This window comes from Cryobacterium sp. TMT1-62 (assembly GCF_004403145.1).
In the GTDB taxonomy this organism is placed as follows: domain Bacteria; phylum Actinomycetota; class Actinomycetes; order Actinomycetales; family Microbacteriaceae; genus Cryobacterium; species Cryobacterium sandaracinum.
This window is the reverse complement of the sequence record NZ_SOGZ01000033.1, coordinates 20,578-42,565: the sequence shown is the minus strand read 5'-3', so window position 1 is coordinate 42,565 and position 21,988 is coordinate 20,578. Positions and strand designations below refer to the sequence as shown.

The following is a 21,988-nucleotide window of genomic DNA, read 5'->3' as shown; positions in this document are numbered from 1 at the left end:
ACTGACATCGTAGGATTCCCCCAGGGGCGACGCCGCCTCGCAGTGGAGATCCTCGGGGGAGTCGATTTTGGTGGAGCACTTGGATGACCTCAGCTATCGGCCGCATTCCGAAAGCTGGGCCTGGCTTGAAGCACTCGAACCGGCAACTGCACTCGTCATCGGAGCTGTCACCGACGAACAGGCCACGAGCGTCGACGGTTTGTCGGTGGATGAAGCTCGAGCCGCCCAGTCCCGAATAGCGACTCGACAGCTCAGCTCCGGCGCATACGCGTTCAAGGTCGAGGCAAGGTGGCATGCCGTTCTCGTTTTCGGCGCGCGAGATCCTGGACCCGCCGCCTCCGCCCGGTACCGCACCGACGACACCCACTTGGGTGCGGCGCGCGACATCTACAAAGACCATTGGCTAGGTGCAGAGTCGTTCCTGGGCGGCTCACCATTCGCCCCAGGAGATTTCGTACGCCCCCGCTCCGAACGTGTCATTGGTCAGGTGAGCAGCGTTCGACGCTCTGGCGGCCGGCACCAAGTCGCGGTGGAAATCAAGCACTCCTTGCAGTCGTTCGACGCCGAGGATCTTGAGCTAATGGACGGCGACCCGCGCAGCCCGGAGTTCTGGCTGCGACAGGATCCCGCCAGCGCGAATGACATCGGGCTGACGCTCTCCTGGCTGAAACTGAACTATCCCCTCACCGACGTGCTCTATTCCTACGCCGCCACGAAAACGACCTTCAAGCCGTATCAGTTCATCCCAGCGCTGAAGATACTCAACTCGGCAACCAGCCGACTCCTCATCGCCGACGAAGTCGGGCTCGGGAAGACTATCGAGGCCGGACTCATCTGGACGGAACTCGAGCAGCGTGCACCCATCCGTCGCGCACTGGTTGTAGTGCCTGCCGCTCTCCGCGTCAAGTGGCAGCAAGAGATGGAGCGGCGGTTCATGCGCACACTCCCGCTGCTCGAAAAGAGCGACCTTCGCGAATTCGCCGAGAAGCTTCGACAAGATCAGGATCCCGAATTCGTGGGAATCGTGTCGATTGAGTCGCTACGTGGTTCGGGAGACCTCCTGGCCGATCTCGCCGACCTGAATCCGCATTTTGATCTGGCCATCGTCGATGAAGCTCACGTCCTCCGAAATCGCACATCAAAGTCTCACCATGTCGGAGAACTACTTTCTGACTGGGCGGACTACCTCGTCTTTCTATCAGCCACGCCCTTGAACCTCGGCTCCGAGGACCTTTACAATCTGGTTCACCTCCTCGACGAGGGAGGGTTCCCTGATCGAGCCGTATTCAACGGGCAGCTGGAACCAAACAAGGCTCTCAATGCCGTCGCACGCATCGTGAGTGCACACGAGACGAGGTCGCGGGTGTCCGCCAGGCAGCAGCTGGACCTCATCCATGCGATGGAGCACGGCGGGGCCCTGTCGAGACGACCGGACTTCTCAAGGCTCAGGGCTCTGCTTTCTGGCGACGCGCCGTTGGAGCACTCCGAGATCGCCGCGATCAAGCGAATCGTGGCAGAGCTGAACACCCTGGGCGGGGTGTTGAGCCGCACCCGCAAGGTCGACGTTCCCGACAAGAAAGCCAAACGAATCGCGGAGCAGATTGCGGTCGTCTGGACCGATCAGGAGCGGAACTTCTACGAAGCAGTGGTTGACCACTACCGCAGGAAGGCACAAGCAAGCGGTTTGCCCGTCGGTTTTGCCATGCAGATGCCCCTACGGCAGGCGTCCAGCAGCATCCCCGTGATGAGGGCCCTGATGCGGGAACGTGAAGGTTGGGCCTACGAGGCCAACGACGAAGACGCCGGGTTCGAGGACTGGGACAGCATCAGCGGTACGGAGGGTCCCTCCGGATGGGATGCCGGTCTTGCCCGGCTTGCCGATTGGCGCATCGATCGAGATTCAAAACTCGAAGCCCTCAAGAGCCGATTGCGAGCTGTTAGTGACAGCGGCTCACAGCAGATCCTCATCTTCTCTTTCTTTCGAGGAACGGTCGAATATCTGGCGAAGAGCCTCAGTCCCGAGTTCTCCACCCGAGTCCTCCACGGGGGCATTCCCATGGCCAACCGCGAAGACGTCATTACGGGATTCCGGAACCAGGAATTCGAGATCCTCATCGCAAACCAGGTGGGGTCGGAAGGCCTTGACTTTGAGTTCTGCAATGTACTGGTGAACTACGACCTCCCCTGGAACCCGATGCAAGTCGAGCAACGCATCGGACGCCTCGATCGATTCGGCCAACAGCACGACAAGATTCTGATCTTCAACATGCACGTGCCGGGGACGATCGAAAGCGAGATCATCGGACGGCTGTACATGCGAATCGGTGTCTTCGAAAACTCCATTGGAGATCTCGAACCGATCATGCGTAGCACCATGCAAGACGTTGAGCGTCTACTTGACCCCACTTTGTCGCCAACGGAGCGCGAAGCAGACATGGACCGCATTGCCGTCGCGCTTGAGAAGAAACGCTCCGACGTGAGACAGCTCGAAGAGTCCAGCGGCGTGCTCACGACCGTCTCCCAACTCGACATCGATGGATTGACGGAGGACGGACCATCCAGCGGGAGATACATCGGGCACCACGAGCTGTTTCGTCTACTTTCCACACTCCTCGAAAACTTCAAGGGGACTATTGATGCGGGTCCTCGGGCGGACCTCTTCATCGTGCGCGGGTCATTGGACCTCGCGCGCGCGCTGCGGGACGTCCGCCACACAGATGGCGGAACTATGATCGGCGTCGGCAGGCTCGTCGGCCTGTTGCGCGACGGCCACCCCGTGACAATCAGTTTCAAACCGGAAGCGATCGGAAACGAAGCGATCGAACTCATCACCGCCCGACACCCTCTCATCCGTCTGGCCGTCGCATCGCTGGGCGAAAAGGCCGTGCGGCTCCAAAGGTTTGGGACGCTCAGCATCGACGGGCTGGCGGCTCAATCACGGATTCTGGCGCGAGTCGATTTGGTCCGGTCAGTCGGGGTTCGTCCCTTGTGCGAACTGTGGATCACGACGATGGATCTCGAAACAGGCGCCTCCGTGGAGGGCTTGGAAGAGCAGTTCATGGTGGCTGTGGCTGATGGGACCTTACGCAACAGCAACGCACCGCTCCCAAGCAATCTGCACTCCGCTGCCAAGCAACTCGCAGGAATTCTGGATGACCGACACCAAAACATTCGCTCAGAACGACGTCAGGACAACTCTGCCCTCGTCGACGCGCGTATCGAGTCGCTTCTGCACTCAAATCAAATCAAGATCGACCGAACGCGCGAGCAATTATCGCACCAACGCATGACGAGCAACTCCCCGAACATCATCAGAATGCAGGAAGGCCGGCTTCGCAATCTGACTCGTGACCGAGACGAGATCCGGCAGAACTACGAGGAGAAACGGCATCTCACCATGAGCGTGGAACAGATGGCAATCATCTACATCACGGGCTGTCCGACCGAGTCCTAGTCCCCCGTGTAGTCGGATGACCAGCGCCGAACCTGGGTGCCTGGCTCATCCGTGTCCTCGACTTGGATTGATTCAGAACCCTCACCACGAATGACAGGCCACTGGGACACGCGCATAGTGGAAACTTCCCCGTTACCATCCCGGATGAAAACACGCCCGCTCGGATCGAGTTTGAGAACGGGCGCCGACTGCCCGAAGTTGAGCGGCACGAAGGGAACCTCCTCGTGTGCGAACTTGAAATTGATGGCTACTTTGCTGACGGAACGTACTCTGAGCTGGCCTTGCCCGAATTTCTGGAGCTCGCGGTGTTCGTCGGTCCATCGGTACTCAACGGAATCGGTGTGGATCACCGTGTGGTGCGTGTACAGCGGTTCGTAGGCGGGGTAGACGAGAACTTCGCGTTCTTCATCGGTCACCGAATCTTTCCAGGTGATTACAAAGTCAAATCCTGGGCGATGGAGATTGAGCCGCTCGTAGGCCTGATCCTCTGCAAGACCTCTCACGATGGTCTCGGTCGGTTCTTCGGCGGCACTCGAACCGTAGATCTGATCGGCCGGAAAGTATTGGGCCATCCGATTGAAGATGGCGGGGACATGAGCCATACCTCCGGCGAGAAGGACATAGTCGACTCCGTCTTTCAGTGCCTCAAGGTTGAGGCTCCGAGCCTTGCTCGGCGACATCGACCTCGAGGCCACGCCGCGTCTGCCCACCTGTGACATGAGCCCAGCTCGAAGGGCCAATTCGATTGACGCCATTGCCCGGTCCAGCTGGGGCTCGAATGCGATCTCGAGTTCTGACCGACTGTAGGTAAGGGACGGCAAGGTATATCCCGGGTATCCGATCACGATTGTTGTCTCGTGTTCGGTCCCCAACTCGATCTTGGCGTGCCGCGCCGCTCGAACCATCCACCCGTGGATCTCTTCGTAGTCGGCTCGACCTTTGAGCGCGATACCCAGGTCTGAGTATTTCCGTTCGAGGTCAAGAACGATGAGGTCGTCGAGCGCGTCGCCGGCCTCGTCGATACCTATCGCGGACTGAACCGATATGGAAGGGCCAGATTCCTCAAGCACGACGGATAGGACGGCGACGTCCAGCGTGCCTCCGCCCATGTCGAACACCAGGAGTTTCCCATCGATGGGCACATTTCTGCGGGCCTGCTCTGTTATCCAGGCCACGCCGGCAGCGATCGGCTCATCGATCAGGGTGTTGTCTCCGACGGCGATGCCTGCCTTGTTAGCGAGGGTGATGAGTCGGCGCCGTTGATCACCTGTCCACATCGCGGGACATCCCAGTCTCACAGAACCACGTTCATCGACGGGGACGAAGTTGTCCTGCGCCTTCTTGGCGATGGACCGAAGAATCATCTCGATCGCGCTGTCTGCGTCGACGTCGATTCGTTCTTCACCATTGAAGATGGAAACGCGGTCGAGGTTGTTCGTGATTGCCCGCTTGACCGAACGCAGGATCTGGTCTTCCGGTAGGGATCCGGCTTCCTCGCCTATGTACCAGGTGCTGCCGTCGATGCCCGCGACCGACGGTAGCCAGGAAGTGGTGGTCCCAAGCGGGACGACTTCGGGTTGAAACAAGGTGGACTCGGCTACCAATGAGGTAGATGTTCCAAAGTCGACTCCACGGACACGCTCATTACTCATCGCTCACGTCTGCAACCTTCTTTGTGACTAGCGCTTTGATCAGAAGGACGTCTTCGTCCCTTGTTGTCCAGATATACCCTGACCGCACGACATCGACGGCGTCGCCGATTTCAGGCCTACTACCAGGGGCTTCATGGTTGATGGGGTCGAAGGGCTCGTCGACACCGGACCGCCCGATCGCCTTCAGATTCTGGCGCTTGAGGAAAGCCTGCATTCGAGCCGTCAGAGTAGCCGGTTCGAGGTGTGTGGCCTCTGCCTCAACCATCGCGGCCAGCTGAGCGAGCGCCTTGACTGCGCTGACCTCAATCTGTCTCTTCTCCTGATCACGGAGGGTGCCGACGGCATCTCCAGCCAGGGAAAGCTTTTCCCTCAGTTTTGCAGCCTGCTCGGATGCTCTCTCAAGGTCGGCCCGGCAGGCCGCGATTTCCGATTGAGCAGCCGTGAGCAAGGAGACATTTGACTCTCTCTCCGAGCGCAACGAATCCAGCAGGTGCTTGTTGTTCAGCTGGTCCATCCACTGGGAAGCGAGAGTGTCACGTTCGGCGACGCGCGCGAATGCGGTGACGAGCATGTCAGGTGCGATCTGGGCAGCAACAAGGTTTGACTCCCCGATCAGCCTGGCCAGATCTCGCCTCGTTGACGCAGTCCTGGTCGCTTGCGTCACGAGTGGAACCACGTATTTCTCCAACACATCCGGAAGGCGGAGCATCTCACTCACAGCGCCATCACCGACGCGAACGAGCGCATCAAAATCCAACCCAACCCACCAGGAAGGTTCTCTCAAGCGAGAAGGTTCAAGGCGACCGACTGCTGCGATCAGAGCAGCTCGGCCGTCATGCTTTTCCAGTGGCAGGTGTTTCGTTGCGGCAGCAAGCCGGTCGAGTTCGCTCCGGGTGGGCCGCGAGCCGCCATCTCGTGAGGCCGCACGGATCATGTGGGTCACTCGATCGACAATTGAGCCTTGGACTCGCACGGACTCGGTTGCCGACGAATCCCTGAGTGCCACAAGAAGCCCAGCCCATTGTTCAAAGCCAACGAAAGTGTTGGGCTTCTCCCATAGGAAGTGCCTGGCCAAAGCAATCAGGGCCGGGCGCAGAGCCGTTCGCCGCTCGGTCGACGCCCTGTTAGTTTCAGCCAGCGCCAGTGCGAGCACCGGCACAGCCAACTGCGAAGCCGCCCAGTCCGTGAATTCGAGCTCGCCCATGAACTTGAGGCGACGCTGAAGTGGAGCAAGGAGCGGGAATATCGTGCGCTTTGTTTCATCCTCGAGTAAAGCGACGACGCTTTCCAGGAGAGAACTGGGATAGCCCGATAGAAGCAGCGCTGAAGCGAGAGGGGCCTGCGCAAACCCATGCAGTGCACTGCTGCTGGCCTGCCCATCGGTGATGAGCGCGAAGATGAGGTCGTCCATGGCCGAATGACTCACCTTGGCGTAAGCGGCCACGAGTTCGTCTTGCTCCGCCCGTGACGAGTTGTTCAGAGCGAGCTTCTGCAGGACTTCAGATGAGGAAGCCGCGGATTCGGTATTCGCCTTCGACGCAGCTTTCGAAGGCCTGGTATGCCCCGGCCGGAGAACCGGTTCCGAGGACAGGCCAGTCTTCTGCATTACGGGCGCTTCTGCGCTGCTGAGGGGCATCGACAGAGGGTTAGGCACGTCCTCTCGAAGAGGCATCGACGATTTCCGTGACTCAGCGCTTGCGTCCTCACGTTTCAGTGGCGGCTCAGAGTCGAGCGCAGCCTGAACCCTCCGCTCTCCAACGGTGAGCCCTGCCGGCGGTGTTCCGCGCCAGCCGTAGGTGGGCTTCGCGCTGCCACTCTTATTTATGGAATCATGCTCAGCGAGCTGACCTTCGGCCTGCTTCCAAGCCTTCGCCACCGCGCCGGGATCCAGATCGTATCCCACCGCGGCCGCCTTGATCTGCTGTGCGGTCTTGGCGGTCTTCTCCTCGCGAATGACGGTGATGAAGAATTCGAGGGGCGCCTCGGTCATCAGTCGCGGGAGATCGTCAGGATCCATGTATTGCAGGTACCGTGGTGACCCCACTCGCGCCTGGATTAAACCGCTGCGCAGCTTCACCTCTTGCCGATTGCCCGGCTGCCATTCAACGGTGAAGTGGCTGTGGCTGTGCACCTCGACGATTCTCCCGGTCCGGCTTTCTCGTTCACCATGCGCAAGCTCTATAACCACAAATGTTTCCGACACGCCACCAGTGTATTGAGCGTTGTCTTCGCTCCTGCCAACCCCCGCACACGGCCTTTCAGTGTCGCCAGTGACACCTCTGGGTCCGATGTCGTGCATAGTGAACTTGGGCTGCGAAAGGATCATTTGATCAGTTACCCGCAGCGTGGATTTGGTGCCGCCCGGTGAACCATAGGCCGGTCACACTCGATCGCCGATAGGTTCCCAGGAAACCAACCGGTCTGACGATGACATCGACCCGCCAGGAACGTTGACCGATATCAGGCAGTTTCTTTGCCTGCTTCTCAAGGTCAAAATGCCAGGCGTCCATCGTGTTGGTCAGAAAGGAGGCCCGACGGTCAATGCGTGAGATCACGGAAATCGTCGAAGTCGGGTCGGGAACACCGCATTCGCCCGAGTGACCGGTCAGATGCAGAGGGTCCCATCCCCCCTGAAAGTACTCGGACCCCGTGAGCTCGGCGGCTGCTTCAACTTCTCTCACCCACCTCTCCCAGTGAGGCGCCAGCGGTTCGAGATCGGCTGGCCATGTGGCCGATTCGGGGCCGTCCGCGTTGAGGAACACTGGGCGACCTTTCAAGAGCCAGCCAAGATACGCGTCCAAGTTTCCGTCGCGGTCCCACACCTCGGAGATGAGAGACAGCGTCGGATCCTCGACCGGCTTCCCCTCGTCATACCACCACCGCAAACCTCTATCTGGATGGGCCCATCCCAGCCGATGTAGCAGCAAATAGTGCAATGCAGCCCAGTAGCCAAGGGCCTGCTCGTGCACGTCGCGCACGTCCGGCGCGGCGGGAACCCGCTGGAGGGAAAGTGGAGCGGCAAGGGCCTGGAATACGCCAGGTACACCCCAGAACCACTCAGACTGACCGCCCTGTAGTGCTTGGCCGGCATTGTCGAAGAAGCTGGCATTGCCCATCGGGTGCTCACTGATGCGCTGACGCTCAAGGAGAAATCGGTCGCTCATGGTCAGGCGCCGTGCATTACTGCCACTCGCACAGTGGAATTCGGCGCCCCGAACTGCTGGAGGATTTGCTCAAGAGTCGTGCCCAACAGCAGGGCAGACGTCTCGTACTTCTCTGTCAGCCTGACGCGAGACTCATCGGACAAACCCGCCTGCCGCGCCGGGTCGGCGTTGTGCGAGATGTCGGCCTGCTTCACGATCAGCGCGAGCGGGATGGCTCTGACGCGAGCCATCGACTCGTCGAGCGACTCCCCTCTTACCTTCGTGAGAGCATCCACTGCCGCGACGATTTCCTCGAAGAAGCCCCGGCTGCGCAGGTCGTCGAGGGTCACGTCGGTGTCCTCCACGACGTCGTGCAGCACGGCCACGATCTTCGCATCGGTGCCGCTCACGCGCTGCATCACCGCCAGGGGGTGGTAAATGTACGCGACGCCGAGCTTGTCGACCTGCCCTGCATGCGCCATGCGGGCCAGAGTGATGGCGTCGTGAAACTGTGAGGGCCTGGCACCTGCGATGAGGTAGTCAGTAACGGATGCCCAACTCGGGAACGCGGCATCCGGCCCGAATTGCAGCCACTCACCTTCGAAGCCGCCTGCGCCGTTCGCCGAGCGGTCGTCGATCAGATAGTCGCCGCGGTTGAGGTTCTTGTGATGGGAAAGGATCAGCCGCTTGTAGGCGGCAGTCTCGCTTTCGATACCGAGGTGCTTCTGTACCCAGAGCACCTTGTCGTGCCAGGCGGAGGCGTTGTGCCACGGTGCGGTCGACAGAATGTAGGTGTCGAAGTGCTGGGCCAGCTCGCGGTAGGCCTCCAGGGCATCCGGCAACGGGTCCATCAGGCCGAAGATTCCGGGGGCATCGTCGTAGTGGCCCGCGTACTTCACTCGGTCCGCCTCGCTCAGCCGCGCGATGCCGCTCGGGAAGTCGACGAGCGTGTTGTCGAGGTCGATGTACAGGATTTTCTTGGGTGCAGGCGTTTCGTGGTGCGTCATGGCGGTGCTCCTTGATTCGGGTGTCTTCACGGCAGGTACGGGCCCAGAACGCGGGCCGTGGTGAGGGCGAGCTTGCGGTCGATGTACTCGTAGGCCGGCATCAGCTCGGTCGCGCCCATCACCGTGTGGATCACGCCGGCCGCATCGAAGATGGCGATCGGCTCGAGGTTGCGCAACAGCGCCCAGAACGGCTGGAAGAAGTGGATGCTGCGACCGGTCGCCGCGAGCTGCTCGTCCACCGCCAGCACGTAGGCGTCGCGGGCCTCGATCGCCGTGGGGAACGGCCGGAAGTAGGCGCAGTCGGGGTCGTCGTCGGGGTTCATCGGCGCCGGCATCGCGTACCAGTCGTGCCGGTCGTCGACGGCGGTGGCGAGCGCACTGGCCATCACCCGGTAGGTCAGCGATCGCGGCGTCGTCACCGGGGTGGCCTTCGGGATGCCGAGGCCCGTCGCCACCTCGATGCGCTTGACGGTCTCGTGCGGGCTGATGGCTGCCATCATCTCGATCCAGCTGATGCTGGTCACGACGCCGTTGACCAGGTACTTGCAGCCGCCGACGAGATCCCATTGGATGCTCATACCGTCCTGCTCGTCATGCACGATCACCAGGCGGCCATCGCCGGGGACCTCGTGGCCCGAGATGCGCAGGTGCGGATGCCGCCGCACCAGTTCGCTCGCGATCCACCACAGCTGCGCGGTGAGGAAGCGGTCGGCGGGCGGGTTGTACTCCTCGAAGCCGTCGCCTCCGCCGTCGTCGTCGTCGTTGTTGGTCACGAAGCTGTTACCGGAATCGTTGGATGCCGCGTCGCTCATGGTGTGGTCTCCTTGTTAGTCAGGTGCGGAGCGGCATCCGTCTGCGCGGACGCTGCCTCATGGGCCGGGCTCAGCCGCACGATGGCCTCGCGTAGGAAACGCTTCGGCGCCGCCACCGGTAGGGCAGCCACGACCTCGGCGAGCGCCTGCTCGATCGGCACGCCCCGATGCAGGGACGCATAGAGCGCGGCGACCGACGGGGTGCGGCTCTGCGCCTGTGCGCAGTGCAGCAGCACCGTGTGGCCCTCCGCCCGCAGCGCGGCGATGGCGTCCACGGTGGCGCTGAGCACGACGTCGAGGTCGGGGTTTTCCGCGGGGTCGTCCCGGTCGATCAGGCGCACCTGCAGGTGATGACGGATGCGCGCCGGCACCTGCCTGCGGCCGACCCGGCAGAGCGAGACCACCGCGTCGATCTCGGCCGGTAGAGCGTCGAGGGCTCCGGCCGCACCGAGCCAGACCCCGGCGTCGTGCGGATGCCGGATCAGGGTGGAGACGTCACCGAGGTAGGCGTAGTCGAAGCGTGCCGGACGTGTGAGAGTCATGCGTGCCCCCCGGCGTTTTCCATCTGCGGGTGCGCGGTGTTGAACACCGTGGCGTGCACCAGGCGATCACGGTGACGGATGCCGCTCAGACTCAACTTCCCCCGCCTCGACAGTATCGGAGCGACACCGTGGGCGTCTCCGCCGTGTTCGAGGGGCACCGGGTCGAAGAGCGAGTCGAGGGCAGCCGCCGACTGCGCGGCCAGGGCCTGGGTGTCCATCGCGGGCATCGCGGACCAGCCGCTGACGAAGTGCCGTGCGGCCGAGGCGGGCGTCTTGGCGGCGGGCGCCAGCTGCGCGTCGAGCATGGCCGCGTTCACCAGGCCGGTCCACCGGCTCGCGAGCCCGGCGGTGCTGCCGAACAGCTCGCCCCAGGCCACGACTCCCCCGATGCCGACGACCACGCCGCGCTGGCCGGGCAGGCGGCCGGCGTCGACCCTCGGCGCCCGGCCCAGGTGGTCGAGCATCGAGGAACTCTCCGTGCCGCCGAGCTCGGTCTCAAACCGGCCGATCCGCTTCCAGACCTGATACTGGGCGGGTTCGAGCTGCTCGCCATTGTTCTGGACGTTCTGCCCGCCGTGAGGCTCGGGGTGCCGGGCCCGGTCGAGTCCGTACCGAACGGATGCCGCCCCGCGCCGCCCGCGGGCTCCGTGCTCCTGGTCGCCGCCCCACCTCCCGTGCTCGACGCAGACCACCTCGACCACCCGGCCCTCCCCGCGGTCGATGATCGTGCTGGCGGCGACCATGCGGTCCTGCCAGCCACCGGCGAGCAGGTCACCCTCGAGCAGCACGACCGGCTTGGCACCGGTGTTCTGCACCACGAGCTCGCCGACCACCGGCCCACCCTCCCGCTCGGCGACGTGCAGGCCGGCGCTCGACCAGTCGAGGCCGGTCAGGCCGGGCGCATCCGTCCAGACCGGGAAGAGTGTCACGGCGCCGAAGCTGGTGCCGTGTCCGACATGAAGTGTGTGTTTCATTTGGTCCCCCTGATTTGGGTTTTGATTCGATCAATCTTGATCTATTCACAACATAGATCAAACCTGCGACAATTACCTAGTGACCGAGTATCGAGACAGTGCCAAGAAGCTCCTGACCGACTATCCGCGGCCGTCGGTGGCGGTGGACACGGCGGTGCTCACGGTGAAAGACGGCGCGCTCTGCGTTGCACTGGTGCAGAACAAGACCGGCTGGCGTTTGCCGGGAACGTTCGTGCATGAGCGGGAGACGCTGGCCGAGGCCGTGCTCCGCTCCCTGCGCGACAAGGCACACATCGAGGGACTCAGACCGCGCCAGTTGCACGTCTTCGATGACCCCGACCGGGATAACCGGGGCTGGGTGATGTCGGTGGCGCATCTCGTGGTGGTGCCGGAGGCATCCGTCGCCCACGTCGACCTGACGCCCGTGGCCGAGGTGCACGACCTGGTCTACGACCACAGGAAGATCATCGAGATGGCGGTGGACACCCTGCGGGCCTCCTATCGCGCGTTCGCCGACCCGGAGCGGCTGCTCGGGCCGGAGTTCACGCTGCTCGAGCTGCTGCGGCTGCACTCGGCGATCGCGGGCGAGCCGCTCGGCAAGGACACGTTCCGCCGGCACATGCTGGGCCAACTGGTCGAGACGGATGCCTACCAGCAGGGCGTGGTCGGCAAGCCGGCGAAGGTGTTTCGGCACGCGGTGGGGTGAGTCGGCCACGCTGACTCCGTGAGAGGCAACCAATCGACCTTCAATCGCCCGCGTCGGGGATGCTCACGGGCGCTGTGAGGGGTCGCCGGTGCCTCAGAAGACGAGCCCGTGCCGCTGCATCAGGGGCATGGTGGCCTCGAAGTCGACATCGCAGCCATACTGGGCCGCCAGCGGCGGGAGCGTCGCCGGGTCGTACTCGCCACCCGGCTCGGCCAACTGGCGGAAGAGCTGTTCGATCCCGCCGGGTGCGATCAATTCGAGGACCCGCAGTTGCTCCTCGCCGGCATTCCAGAAGGTGTGCCAGCGCCCCCTCGGCTTGAACACCAGCTCACCCGGCAAGGCCACGATTTCGTCGCCTTCTTCGAAGACGCCGAGCCGCCCGGCAAGCACGAGACTGTACTCGTCTTCCCGACTGTGCCGGTGGATCGGTGCCGCGAGGGTGAGCGGCGCCAGCAGATGTTCAACGACGGCGATCACCCCACCCGAGTCCGCACTGTCAATGAGGTAGCGGTCCAAGGCGCCGGGGTCTCCGGTCGCCTCGATGTCACGGGCAGTCTTCACACGGATGCCGGCTGCCCCGGCTGGGTTCACGGTCATGATTCCTCCTCCTGGTGCGGGGACAGCGGGGTTGACGCGTACAGTTCGAACGCTAGGCCGCCCCCAGGGGATTGGATACCGGGAGGGCGCCCCGATTGAGGTCATTTACGACCCGTCACGATCACGCTCAGGTCGGCGTGAGCGTGCTCTTGTACCGCGGATACCGACGGCAGCCCAGTGACAGCCCGCGCTTGCCGGGGCACTCAACCACGAACGCAGGGCCGCACCACCCGAGGGTTAGGCTGCAACGTGTGATAACAGCAGCCGTGCCCACCGCCACCGAACGGCTGCCGGAGCGCGCAGCCGTGATCGACCTCGACGCGATCAGACACAACGTTCGCCACCTCGTTGCGCTCGCCGCCCCAGCCCGGCTGATGGCGGTCGTCAAAGCGGACGCCTACGGTCACGGGGTTCTCCCCGTCGCTCGCGCGGCGCTCGAGGCGGGAGCGGAGTGGCTCGGCGTGGCACATATATCGGAGGCACTGGCACTGCGCGCTGCGGCCATCCCGGTGCCGGTACTGGCCTGGCTGAACACCACAGACAGCGACTTCGCCGCGGCAATCGCCGCGGACATTGATCTCGGATGCTCCGGCTGGGAGTTGCCGCTCATCGCCCTGGCCGCGCAGCAGCAGCAAAAAACCGCACGCATTCATCTCAAGATTGACACCGGTCTGGGCCGCAACGGCAGCACCCCCACAGAGTGGGCCGAGCTCGTGGCCCGCGCCCGACAGGCGGAAGCCAGCGGATCTGTGACCGTCGTGGGCATCTTCTCGCACCTCGCGGTGGCCGATGAACCCGACCGCGTCGAGACCGACGAACAGGTTGCGGCATTCACGACGGCCGTTGCTGTGGCGCAGGAGGCGGGGCTGAGCCCGATGGTGCGGCACCTCGCCAACAGCGCCGGCACGCTGTCCCGCCCCGACACGCACTTCGATCTGGTGCGGGCGGGGCTGGCCATCTACGGCCTGTCGCCGTTCGCCAACCAGACCTCGAACGATCTCGGATTGCGCCCGGCGATGACCTTGCGCACGCTCGTATCGGTAAGCAAAGACGTTCCCGCCGGACAGGGCGTCTCCTACGGGCTCAACTACCGCACCACGGCCCCGACGACGCTCGCCCTGATTCCATTGGGCTACGCCGACGGCATTCCGCGCATCGCCACGGGAGGCCCGGTGCGAGTCAACGGCGTGACCTATCCCGTGGTCGGGCGCATCGCCATGGACCAGATGGTCATCGACCTCGGTGAGGCCGCACTCGTGGCCTCCGGCTCGTCGGTGATCGGTGCCGAAGCGGTGCTGTTCGGCCCCGGCGACGACGACGCATCCGTTGACGAGTGGGCGGCGGCCGCCGGCACCATCAATTACGAAGTGGTCACCCGCATCAGTCCCCGCGTTCCCCGCGTATACCGAAACGTCTGAGACCAATCCGGGCAGGCCCGTCAGAGGCGCGGACGGCCAGCCCAGCGGTCGGCCTTGAGAGCCAGGTGCAGCTCAAGGCGCGCCTGCCCGCCGAGCGGGTCGACGCCCAATGCGGAACGGATGCGTGCCAGCCGGTTGTAAATACTGGTTCGGTGCAAATGCAGGTGCTCTGCGACCTCGGCCACGGACCCGTTCTTGTCGTAGAGCATCTCGAGCACGGGCAGCAGCTCCCCGTTTCGGTCGAGTGCCCGGAGTTCGGAGAAGAGCGCTGACTCGGACGGCAACACGTCTCGACTTGCGACGGCCAGGAATTGGTAGACCCCGGTAGCGCGAAACGATACGAGCGTGCCGAGCTGAGTATCAACCCTGGCCGCTTGCACGGCGCTCCGCGCCTCGGAGTAGGCACCGGGCAGCCGTCGCAGGTCGGTGAAGGGCTCGCTCAGCCCGATCAGGGCGGGTGCAGCCACCTGCCCACCGCGGCGGGACACCTCGAACTCAAAGCGCATTCGAACCTCGGACAGGTCGAAGCCGTCAATCTCGTCGTGGAGCAGCAGAACGGCATGCGTTTCGGTGCCGGCCGAGAACAGCACGGTATTGATACCAAGCGTGGCATAGAGTGCGGCGAGACGGTGCAGCAGGCCGCTCTTGGCGGGGTCGCGCTGCGCGTTGTCACCGCGCTCGAGCAGCGCGGCGAGCCGCCAGGGTCCGCGCCCGTGCACACCAGGCCAACCGTCCACCGCCACGCCGGCATTGCGGTCCCCCAAGCACGCGGCGAGGAATTGGGCCTCGTCGGCGCGCCGCGCTTTAGAATCGGCGCTGGAACGGTTGAGCAGCATCTCTGCGAGGGCGTCCATCTCCGGGCGGATGAGCCGCAGCTCACGCAGAATCACCTCGGGCGTTTGCTCGTCGTCGAGCTGGAGGACCCACAGATACCCCACCCGGAATCCACGTGCCAGCAGCGGCACGCACACGCGGCCCAACATTCCGAGGTCGGCGTTGGCCGGCACGGGAACCGGCTTCACTGCCGAGGCGATACCGTGGCTGAGCTGCCAGGCGCTGACATCGGGCGGAACAACCTTGCTCAGCAGAAAGTTCGTGCGCACTCGGTCGGCCGTGGGTTGATGCGCGCTATACGCGAGCAGCCCGCCGTCGAGGTCTTCAAGCGAGAGAGCCCGGTCAATTCGCGCGGCGATGTTGACCACTGCTTGGTCAATATCGGCCGTTTTCATAGATTCAATCTAACGGAGCAGCGTGGACGTCAGCAGACGATCGACGCACCTGGGCGCTACAGATGTCGAGCCGACTGCGGGGTGTCTGCACGATGAGTCCGCCTCTGACCACCGGCCTCGGGAAAGACAAATACCTGTGTAAACGGCAATTTTCTGCCTTGTGCACCGCGCGACGGAGTTGCCCTCGGCCTCCGTTATCCCCATGGCGGAGCCGGGGCGGCCTTTAAATCCGGGTTTATCGTTTTAAAGCTGACCAAAGTCGATCAGCAGGCGTCTACAAGAAGCAGGAGTTCCCCATGATCATTGGCGTTCCAACCGAAGTCAAGAACAACGAGTTCCGCGTGGCCATCACCGCCGCCGGAGTGCACGAAGCCAAGATTCACGGCCACACCGTGCTGGTACAGGCCGGCGCGGGAATCGCCTCCGGCTTCGCTGACACCGACTACGAAGCCGCCGGTGCAACCATCGTCAAGACCGCCTTCGAGGTGTGGGCCAGCGCCGACATGATCCTCAAGGTGAAAGAGCCGATCGCGGCCGAGTACTCGTACTTTCGTGAGGGCTTGATCCTCTTCACCTACCTGCACCTCGCCGCAGAGCCCGCCCTCGCCAGCGCCCTGCTCGAGTCCGGCGTGACCGCGATCGCTTACGAGACCGTGCAGAAGGCTGACCGTTCACTGCCGCTGCTTGCCCCGATGAGCGAGGTTGCCGGACGCCTCGCCGTTCAGGTCGGCGCCGCGTCGATGACCCGACCCGGTGGTGGCCCGGGCATGCTGATGGGCGGGGTGCCCGGGGTGCGGGCCGCCAAGGTGACTGTGATCGGTGCCGGCGTCGCTGGCTCCAACGCCGCCGCCATGGCCATCGGGATGGGCGCTGACGTCACCATCCTGGACATCAACATCGACCGCCTGCGCGAACTCGACGCCCAGTACGCCGGACGTCTGAAGACCATCGCCTCGAACGCCTACGAGATCAACCGTTCCGTCACCGAAGCCGACCTCGTGATCGGCTCCGTGCTGATCCCCGGCGCCAAGGCCCCCAAGCTCGTCACCAACGAGCTCGTGTCGCGCATGAAGCGGGGCTCCGTGCTCGTGGACATCGCGGTCGACCAGGGCGGCTGCTTCGAGGGCACACACGCCACAACGCACGAGAACCCCACCTTCCCCGTGCACGGTTCGATCTTCTACTGCGTCGCCAACATGCCCGGCGCCGTCCCGCAGACGTCGACCCTCGCGCTGACGAACGTGACTCTGCCCTACGCTTTGTCGATTGCCGACCGTGGCGTGCGTGCAGCATTCGAGCGGGACGCCGCCCTTGCCGGTGGCCTGAACATCGCCGCCGGAAAGGTCGCGAACCGCTCGGTCAGCGTCGCCCTCGACCTACCGCTCACGGATTGGACCGACCTCGTCTCAGAGGTCGAGCTCGCGCTGGTCTAGCAGCACTGGTCGCGGATGCCGGGTACGGCCTGATCGGTCGGCCCCGGCATCCGCGACCCACAATTTCTGCAGAGATCGGTGACCCCGACACTGTGCCCATTGCCTGGACTACAAGGAAGTATCTCCGATGTCGCAAGTGAAAACCAGCACGCATCCAGCGCCGAACGCGCAACCACACCTGGCACGATCGCTCTCGAACCGTCATATCCAGCTCATCGCCATCGGCGGTGCGATCGGAACGGGCCTGTTCATGGGCTCGGGGAAGACGATCTCCCTCGCGGGGCCGTCCGTGATCTTCGTCTATATGATCATCGGCTTCATGTTGTTCTTCGTCATGCGGGCCATGGGCGAGTTGCTGCTCTCCAACCTCGAATACAAGTCGTTCAGCGACTTCGCCGGTGACCTGCTCGGGCCGTGGGCCGCCTTCTTCACGAGCTGGACGTACTGGGTGTGCTGGATCGTCACCGCCATCGCCGAGCTGATCGCGATCGCGCTGTATACGAGCTTCTGGTGGCCCGATCTGCCGCTATGGATTCCGGCGCTCGTGGCGGTAACGATTCTGCTCGGCTTCAACCTCACGAGCGTCAAGGCGTTCGGCGAGACCGAGTTCTGGTTCGCGCTGATCAAAATCGTGGCAATTGTCACGCTTATCGTCGTGGGCCTCGTGATGGTGTTCACTCAGTTCCAGTCCCCCAACGGCACCCCGGCGAGTTTCACCAACCTGTGGAACGACGGCGGGATGTTCCCGACCGGCCCGATGGGGTTCATCGCCGGTTTCCAGCTCTCCGTGTTCGCGTTCCTCGGGGTCGAGCTCGTGGGCACCACGGCCGCCGAAGCGCAGCACCCGGAGAAGAACCTTCCCAAGGCAATCAACTCCATTCCCATTCGCATCATGCTGTTCTACGTTCTCGCCTTGATCATGATCATGACGGTCACGCCGTGGCGTGAGGTCCGCGCCGATGTGAGCCCGTTCGTGGCGATGTTCGCCCTCGCAGGGCTCGGCGGGGCCGCGGCCGTGATCAACTTCGTCGTGCTCACGAGCGCGACATCCTCAGCGAACTCCGGTCTGTATTCAACATCCAGAATGCTTTTCGGGCTGTCGGTCGAGGGCACGGCATCGGGGCGGTTCCAACGTCTGACCCGCCACAAGGTGCCGGCCAACGCCCTGCTGTTCTCGTGCATGTTCCTGCTCATATCGGCTGTGCTGCTGTATTCGAGTTCATCGATCATGGCCGTGTTCACCGTGGTGACAACAATGGCGTCGGTGCTGTTCATCTTCGTGTGGACCATCATCGTGGTGAGCTACATCGTGTATCGCAAGCGCCGCCCGGCGCTGCACGCAGCGTCCAAGTTCAAAATGCCCGGCGGCGTGTACATGAGTTATGTCCTGCTCGCGTTCTTCGTATTCCTGATCTGGGCGCTCACCCAGAAGACGGATACGCTGCAGGCGTTGGTCGTGACGCCAGTGTGGTTCATCGGGCTCGGCATCGCCTGGCTCATCATCCGCCGTCGCCCCGAAATGGCCGCTAATCAAGAACTTCACCGGGCCAGTGTCGAGGCCGATCGGGCTTTGGCGCTCACCTTCCGCAACTGAGGGTCGAGACGAGCCGGTCAGTCCGAGGCAGCGCGGTGCTCAGCCGGCGTCACAGGGGAGACATCTGCATGTACTGCAGCCTGTCCGCCTCCCGCCGGGCGTCCCGGAGGAGCCTCACCGTTCGCAGCACGAACCCGATCAGCGCCAGCACAGTGGAGACCGCGACCAGGTAGAGGGAAACAGTGACCATGAGGGCCGGCCTCTCCATTTCCACTCCGGGGTAGCCGGCTCCGAACTGCCACAGGGCGTATCCGGCACCGGCAAGCAGAACCACCAGGCCCAGGCTGCCCAGGAACAGCTTCGGGCCGTCGCCTCGCAGAAGCTGCACGATTCCGTCCAGGAGGAACGACGCCGCGAACGGCAGACACACCGTGCCCATCAGGATCCCGCAGTGCGCCACGACCAGCGCCCCCGTTGCGAGCAACACATTATCCGAACTCACGCTTCAGTCCCCCAACTGATTGGCTTTACTGCAAAGTTCAAGCCTAGGTGGGGGCGCGCCGCGAAAGAGGGCTTTGGCCTGCTTTTTTGTCCCCAGTGGGGGTGTCCCGGCAGTGAATGTGGATGCCTGCGCCAGGTCTGGAACAGACTCCACACCGATTCGGAGGCTCCTGATTCGCCCTGCCGAAGCCGTGAGGGGTCACAAATCGACCTTCAATCGACTCAGGAAGGTCGATTTGCGACCCCTCACAGCCGTCTTCAGCCACCGTGGCGGTTGGCGCTATCGAAAGTCGGTGACTTTGAGCCGCCACTAACGTCATGGAGATGCGGCGAACACCTCGTCAAGCGTGACCAATTCGTTCCCGCCGAAGTATTTTTGTACGTCGGCGGGACATTCCACGGCAGCGATAGAAGGGGGCATATAGACATCAACCCGGTCGCCCACGAACTCGACCTCGATGCTGACGCAGACCAACACGTTGGCAACCCTCGAATTGAATCCACTTCCGGTGGAGCTTTGCCCCGATGCGGCGTAGCTAACCAGCACCTTCGGGTAGGACATTGATCGATCGACTACCGCTCCGAACGCCGCTCCGCGAGCCCAACCGGGTGTCTGTTCATCTGTGTCTTCGCGGATTGTGGCGAACGCCGGCTTGGGCCAGACGTCTCCTGTGGACACCGCATCCAAGTAGCTGTCGAGGTTGTGGCCAATGGCGCTTTCGATGGCTAGGGCGGAGACCTTCTCTATGGTGATCCTGGCCTCAAACATTGCCTCCTCTCGTATATTCGGACGCGAACCTGAGCACGCCGAAAGAGGGAGGATCAGGCACAAAACGAGAGCGGTCTCAACAACCCGTCGTCCTGAATGCCACGGCGCCTTTACGCCACTGTTTAATCGGGAGGGCGTGGAAGGCTGCCTCATCGATGGCGCCTCAATACTCATGGATCCCCCGATTCCCTGGGCCGAATCTAGCGGGCGGGGAACGCTGACTACAGCCCCAGAACGGGCGGGCCGCCCTTACAGAATCGATGACTACTCGAGCGTCACGAAAACTGTCGCAAGACGCGGCCAATCTCCTGCTGATTCCAACTCCTTCAGAAGCGCGCGCGGTTGCCAGAAAAGCTTTGATTCCATGTGCTAAGACCCAATTCCAGCCTGGCTACGCTCTCCGAGGTGCTCCGTGGCCAACTTGATGGCAACGAATAGCGACATCTCGTCGGTCACGGACTGGGGCCCAGCCGCGGCTATGGCATCCTTGAGTCCGGCCCAACGAACCGGTTGAATTCCATCGACGGTCAAATTGCTCGGCGTGAATGTGGACCGATCAAACTCGTCGATCTGCCAGCGGCTCGCCACCCGGAACTCCCACTTATCGAGGTCGAGCGGGTCGTAATCGGCCGAACAGGTCGACGTAACCAAGGCAAAGACATACACATCGGCGTGAAGTCGCTTCGGCTTCCCACCAATGTCAGTGTGGGCGTTTCCCTTTCGCACTTTCCAACGCGGTTTTGTTTGAGAACGCGGATCAGACTTATTCCAGGCCTGAACAAGGCCTGAGGTCTTGACCTCGATGCGGGTGCCGCTGAGCGCCAGCACGTCGTACGCGTCCAACTCGACTCGACTCGCGGGAATTGCGTTTACGGCGAGGCCAACCACGTACTCGGCCAGGTAGCCGCGCAGATTGTTCGTTCGCGCATCTCCCATCCCGAAACGCCAGAAGTCGACCACCTTGGCCTGGGGTCCGTTCCGGAACTCATCGGCTGATTCCAGTTGCCATTCGCACGAGTCATGCGGCCCCCTCGTTCTGTTTGTTGCTCCAATCGCAGCCCGAGATGACCCCGCTTGCGCGCCAAGGTAGGCCCAGAACAGGAGTTTGTCTTTGCTCGGAACGTCTCCTGTGGTGCATTCCTTTCACCCTAGAGCAGGGGCCACGGAGCATCAGTGACCGAATGTCGGTGGCCCCTGAGATCCTGAACTCCTTCCGACCGGGAGCGCCACGGCCTGGAGGCACCCGATGACCACCCACACCGAAACCGCGCTGTTCCGCCTGATCGACAACTCGGCGACGTCACCCGTGATCCTGCACGCACCGCACGGCGGGCGTGCGATCCCGGCGGAGCACCTGCACTCCTACGTCATCTCACCGGCCGAGTCGGAGGCGGAGAAAGACATCATGACCGACCACTTCACCGACGAACTCGTCGGGGCCATCACGGGTGCGAGCGCGGTCATCAACGGGCTCTCGCGGTTCGCGGTCGACGTCGAGCGGTTCCCTGGCGACACCGAAGAGATGAACGCGGTCGGCATGGGCGTGCTCTACACCCACGGCGCGAGGAGATCCGGCGGGTGTCCGCCGCCGACGAGAAGCTCCTGATGGACTACTTCACCACCTACTCGGCCCGGTTCACCGAGCGCGTGGACGCGACACTGGCCGTGCACGGGCGAGCCGTGATCTTCGACGTTCATTCCTACCCGGAGGCCGAGCTGTCGGATGAGCTGCACGGCGGCGGCTACCGGGCACCGCTCTGCGTCGGGTCGGAGCCGTTCCACGCATCCGTCGACCTTCTGGCCACGGTTGGCGGATGCTTCCCTGACCTCGACGCGCACGCCAATGCGCCGTTCGCGGGCTCGTACGTGCCGCTCAAGCACTACCGCAGCGATGCGCGGGTGAGTTCGGTGATGCTCGAGATTCGCCGGGACGTCTACCTGGACGAGGCCACGGTGACTCGCAAGCCGGAGGGGTTCGCGCCGTTGCAGGTTTCGCTGAAGCGGCTGGTCGACCAGGTTCGATACGGCTAAAACGACGCAGACGGTCACTGCCGGAAACGTACGCGCTCTCCCACGGTCGCGCGCAAACCATCGAGTTGCCACGACGCGCCTTCGTCAATCCCGGGCAAGCCCTGTGGCGAGTAGCGCTTGATGGTAGCGGTGGTCCAGACACCTGGTAGCGGCGGTCGGGCATCCGTTTGCATCGAAACGATGCCG

The 21,988-nt window shown here is 63.1% G+C and carries 19 protein-coding genes; 7 read left to right on the top strand and 12 right to left on the bottom strand.

From position 1 onward, the window contains the following. Positions 1–79: 79 nt before the first annotated feature. Positions 80–3,454: a helicase-related protein gene (locus E3T34_RS09240; RefSeq protein ID WP_134342799.1), complete on the top strand. Its 3,375-nt coding sequence runs from the start codon at positions 80–82 to the stop codon at positions 3,452–3,454. Here E3T34_RS09240 and E3T34_RS09235 read toward each other — a convergent pair. The 7 genes from E3T34_RS09235 to E3T34_RS09200 all read right to left on the bottom strand — a co-directional run bounded on the left by E3T34_RS09235 (position 3,451) and on the right by E3T34_RS09200 (position 11,584). Continuing rightward, complete coding sequence (locus tag E3T34_RS09235) at positions 3,451–5,106, bottom strand: Hsp70 family protein (protein ID WP_134342798.1); 1,656 nt, start codon at positions 5,104–5,106, stop codon at positions 3,451–3,453. The two genes, E3T34_RS09240 and E3T34_RS09235, sit on opposite strands and share 4 nt — an antisense overlap. Further along, complete coding sequence (locus tag E3T34_RS09230; RefSeq protein WP_134342797.1) at positions 5,099–7,309, bottom strand: hypothetical protein; 2,211 nt, start codon at positions 7,307–7,309, stop codon at positions 5,099–5,101. Before E3T34_RS09230 ends, E3T34_RS09235 begins: the two co-directional genes overlap by 8 nt. Positions 7,310–7,436: 127 nt before the next feature. Beyond that, positions 7,437–8,270, bottom strand: a complete 834-nt coding sequence (locus E3T34_RS09225) for a hypothetical protein (RefSeq protein ID WP_134342796.1) — start codon at positions 8,268–8,270, stop codon at positions 7,437–7,439. A gap of 2 nt (positions 8,271–8,272) precedes the next feature. After that, complete coding sequence (locus E3T34_RS16160) at positions 8,273–9,256, bottom strand: hypothetical protein (protein ID WP_198412279.1); 984 nt, start codon at positions 9,254–9,256, stop codon at positions 8,273–8,275. A gap of 26 nt (positions 9,257–9,282) precedes the next feature. Further along, on the bottom strand, positions 9,283–10,068 hold the full coding sequence (locus E3T34_RS09210) for a hypothetical protein (protein WP_134342795.1): 786 nt from the start codon (positions 10,066–10,068) through the stop codon (positions 9,283–9,285). Next, positions 10,065–10,610 (bottom strand): dual specificity protein phosphatase family protein, encoded by a 546-nt coding sequence (locus E3T34_RS09205; RefSeq protein WP_134342794.1) that lies wholly within the window; start codon positions 10,608–10,610, stop codon positions 10,065–10,067. Before E3T34_RS09205 ends, E3T34_RS09210 begins: the two co-directional genes overlap by 4 nt. After that, positions 10,607–11,584: an ARPP-1 family domain-containing protein gene (locus E3T34_RS09200; protein WP_134342793.1), complete on the bottom strand. Its 978-nt coding sequence runs from the start codon at positions 11,582–11,584 to the stop codon at positions 10,607–10,609. The genes E3T34_RS09205 and E3T34_RS09200 overlap by 4 nt, the downstream gene beginning before the upstream one ends. A 79-nt stretch (positions 11,585–11,663) precedes the next feature. On the opposite strand from E3T34_RS09200, the gene E3T34_RS09195 reads away from it, so the two are divergent. Beyond that, a complete protein-coding gene (locus E3T34_RS09195; protein WP_134342792.1) occupies positions 11,664–12,290 on the top strand; it encodes an NUDIX domain-containing protein in 627 nt (208 codons plus the stop codon). Between the two features lie 93 nt (positions 12,291–12,383). On the opposite strand, the gene E3T34_RS09190 is transcribed toward E3T34_RS09195, so the two are convergent. Further along, positions 12,384–12,887 carry a cupin domain-containing protein gene (locus E3T34_RS09190; protein WP_134342791.1) on the bottom strand — a complete coding sequence of 168 codons (504 nt, stop codon included), beginning with the start codon at positions 12,885–12,887 and terminating at the stop codon, positions 12,384–12,386. Between the two features lie 251 nt (positions 12,888–13,138). Between E3T34_RS09190 and alr the strand changes: the two genes are divergently transcribed. Further along, complete coding sequence (gene alr, locus E3T34_RS09185) at positions 13,139–14,305, top strand: alanine racemase (protein WP_241977377.1); 1,167 nt, start codon at positions 13,139–13,141, stop codon at positions 14,303–14,305. 20 nt (positions 14,306–14,325) lie between these two features. Here alr and E3T34_RS09180 read toward each other — a convergent pair whose 3' ends face one another. Further along, positions 14,326–15,534, bottom strand: coding sequence for a CdaR family transcriptional regulator (locus E3T34_RS09180; RefSeq protein ID WP_134342790.1), 1,209 nt, complete (start codon positions 15,532–15,534; stop codon positions 14,326–14,328). A 296-nt stretch (positions 15,535–15,830) separates the two neighbouring features. Between E3T34_RS09180 and ald the strand changes: the two genes are divergently transcribed. Together ald and cycA are read left to right on the top strand one after the other, a co-directional pair. Beyond that, positions 15,831–16,967 carry an alanine dehydrogenase gene (ald, locus tag E3T34_RS09175; protein WP_134342789.1) on the top strand — a complete coding sequence of 379 codons (1,137 nt, stop codon included), beginning with the start codon at positions 15,831–15,833 and terminating at the stop codon, positions 16,965–16,967. Between the two features lie 127 nt (positions 16,968–17,094). Then, a complete protein-coding gene (cycA, locus tag E3T34_RS09170; RefSeq protein ID WP_104099488.1) occupies positions 17,095–18,561 on the top strand; it encodes a D-serine/D-alanine/glycine transporter in 1,467 nt (488 codons plus the stop codon). 49 nt (positions 18,562–18,610) lie between these two features. On the opposite strand, the gene E3T34_RS09165 is transcribed toward cycA, so the two are convergent. From E3T34_RS09165 to E3T34_RS09155, 3 genes are all read right to left on the bottom strand, one after another. Then, positions 18,611–19,003 (bottom strand): hypothetical protein, encoded by a 393-nt coding sequence (locus tag E3T34_RS09165; RefSeq protein ID WP_134342788.1) that lies wholly within the window; start codon positions 19,001–19,003, stop codon positions 18,611–18,613. 315 nt (positions 19,004–19,318) lie between these two features. Continuing rightward, positions 19,319–19,771 carry a hypothetical protein gene (locus E3T34_RS09160; RefSeq protein WP_104099486.1) on the bottom strand — a complete coding sequence of 151 codons (453 nt, stop codon included), beginning with the start codon at positions 19,769–19,771 and terminating at the stop codon, positions 19,319–19,321. A 369-nt stretch (positions 19,772–20,140) separates the two neighbouring features. Next, positions 20,141–20,731, bottom strand: coding sequence for a hypothetical protein (locus tag E3T34_RS09155; RefSeq protein ID WP_134342787.1), 591 nt, complete (start codon positions 20,729–20,731; stop codon positions 20,141–20,143). Positions 20,732–21,017: 286 nt separating this feature from the next. On the opposite strand from E3T34_RS09155, the gene E3T34_RS16495 reads away from it, so the two are divergent. Then, positions 21,018–21,377, top strand: a complete 360-nt coding sequence (locus tag E3T34_RS16495) for an N-formylglutamate amidohydrolase (protein WP_241976755.1) — start codon at positions 21,018–21,020, stop codon at positions 21,375–21,377. Then, positions 21,350–21,802, top strand: coding sequence for an N-formylglutamate amidohydrolase (locus tag E3T34_RS16490; RefSeq protein ID WP_241976756.1), 453 nt, complete (start codon positions 21,350–21,352; stop codon positions 21,800–21,802). The genes E3T34_RS16495 and E3T34_RS16490 overlap by 28 nt, the downstream gene beginning before the upstream one ends. The last annotated feature ends 186 nt before the right edge of the window (positions 21,803–21,988 follow it).

What these genes read in the sequence shown, in the direction of transcription:
- E3T34_RS09235 (WP_134342798.1), bottom strand. Translation starts at nt 5,106, where the DNA reads ATGAGTAATGAGCGTGTCCGTGGAGTCGACTTTGGAACATCTACCTCA.
- E3T34_RS09225 (WP_134342796.1), bottom strand. Translation starts at nt 8,270, where the DNA reads ATGAGCGACCGATTTCTCCTTGAGCGTCAGCGCATCAGTGAGCACCCG.
- E3T34_RS16160 (WP_198412279.1), bottom strand. Translation starts at nt 9,256, where the DNA reads ATGACGCACCACGAAACGCCTGCACCCAAGAAAATCCTGTACATCGAC.
- E3T34_RS09210 (WP_134342795.1), bottom strand. Translation starts at nt 10,068, where the DNA reads ATGAGCGACGCGGCATCCAACGATTCCGGTAACAGCTTCGTGACCAAC.
- E3T34_RS09205 (WP_134342794.1), bottom strand. Translation starts at nt 10,610, where the DNA reads ATGACTCTCACACGTCCGGCACGCTTCGACTACGCCTACCTCGGTGAC.
- E3T34_RS09200 (WP_134342793.1), bottom strand. Translation starts at nt 11,584, where the DNA reads ATGAAACACACACTTCATGTCGGACACGGCACCAGCTTCGGCGCCGTG.
- E3T34_RS09190 (WP_134342791.1), bottom strand. Translation starts at nt 12,887, where the DNA reads ATGACCGTGAACCCAGCCGGGGCAGCCGGCATCCGTGTGAAGACTGCC.
- E3T34_RS09180 (WP_134342790.1), bottom strand. Translation starts at nt 15,534, where the DNA reads ATGAAAACGGCCGATATTGACCAAGCAGTGGTCAACATCGCCGCGCGA.
- ald (WP_134342789.1), top strand. Translation starts at nt 15,831, where the DNA reads ATGATCATTGGCGTTCCAACCGAAGTCAAGAACAACGAGTTCCGCGTG.
- cycA (WP_104099488.1), top strand. Translation starts at nt 17,095, where the DNA reads ATGTCGCAAGTGAAAACCAGCACGCATCCAGCGCCGAACGCGCAACCA.
- E3T34_RS09160 (WP_104099486.1), bottom strand. Translation starts at nt 19,771, where the DNA reads ATGTTTGAGGCCAGGATCACCATAGAGAAGGTCTCCGCCCTAGCCATC.
- E3T34_RS16495 (WP_241976755.1), top strand. Translation starts at nt 21,018, where the DNA reads ATGACCACCCACACCGAAACCGCGCTGTTCCGCCTGATCGACAACTCG.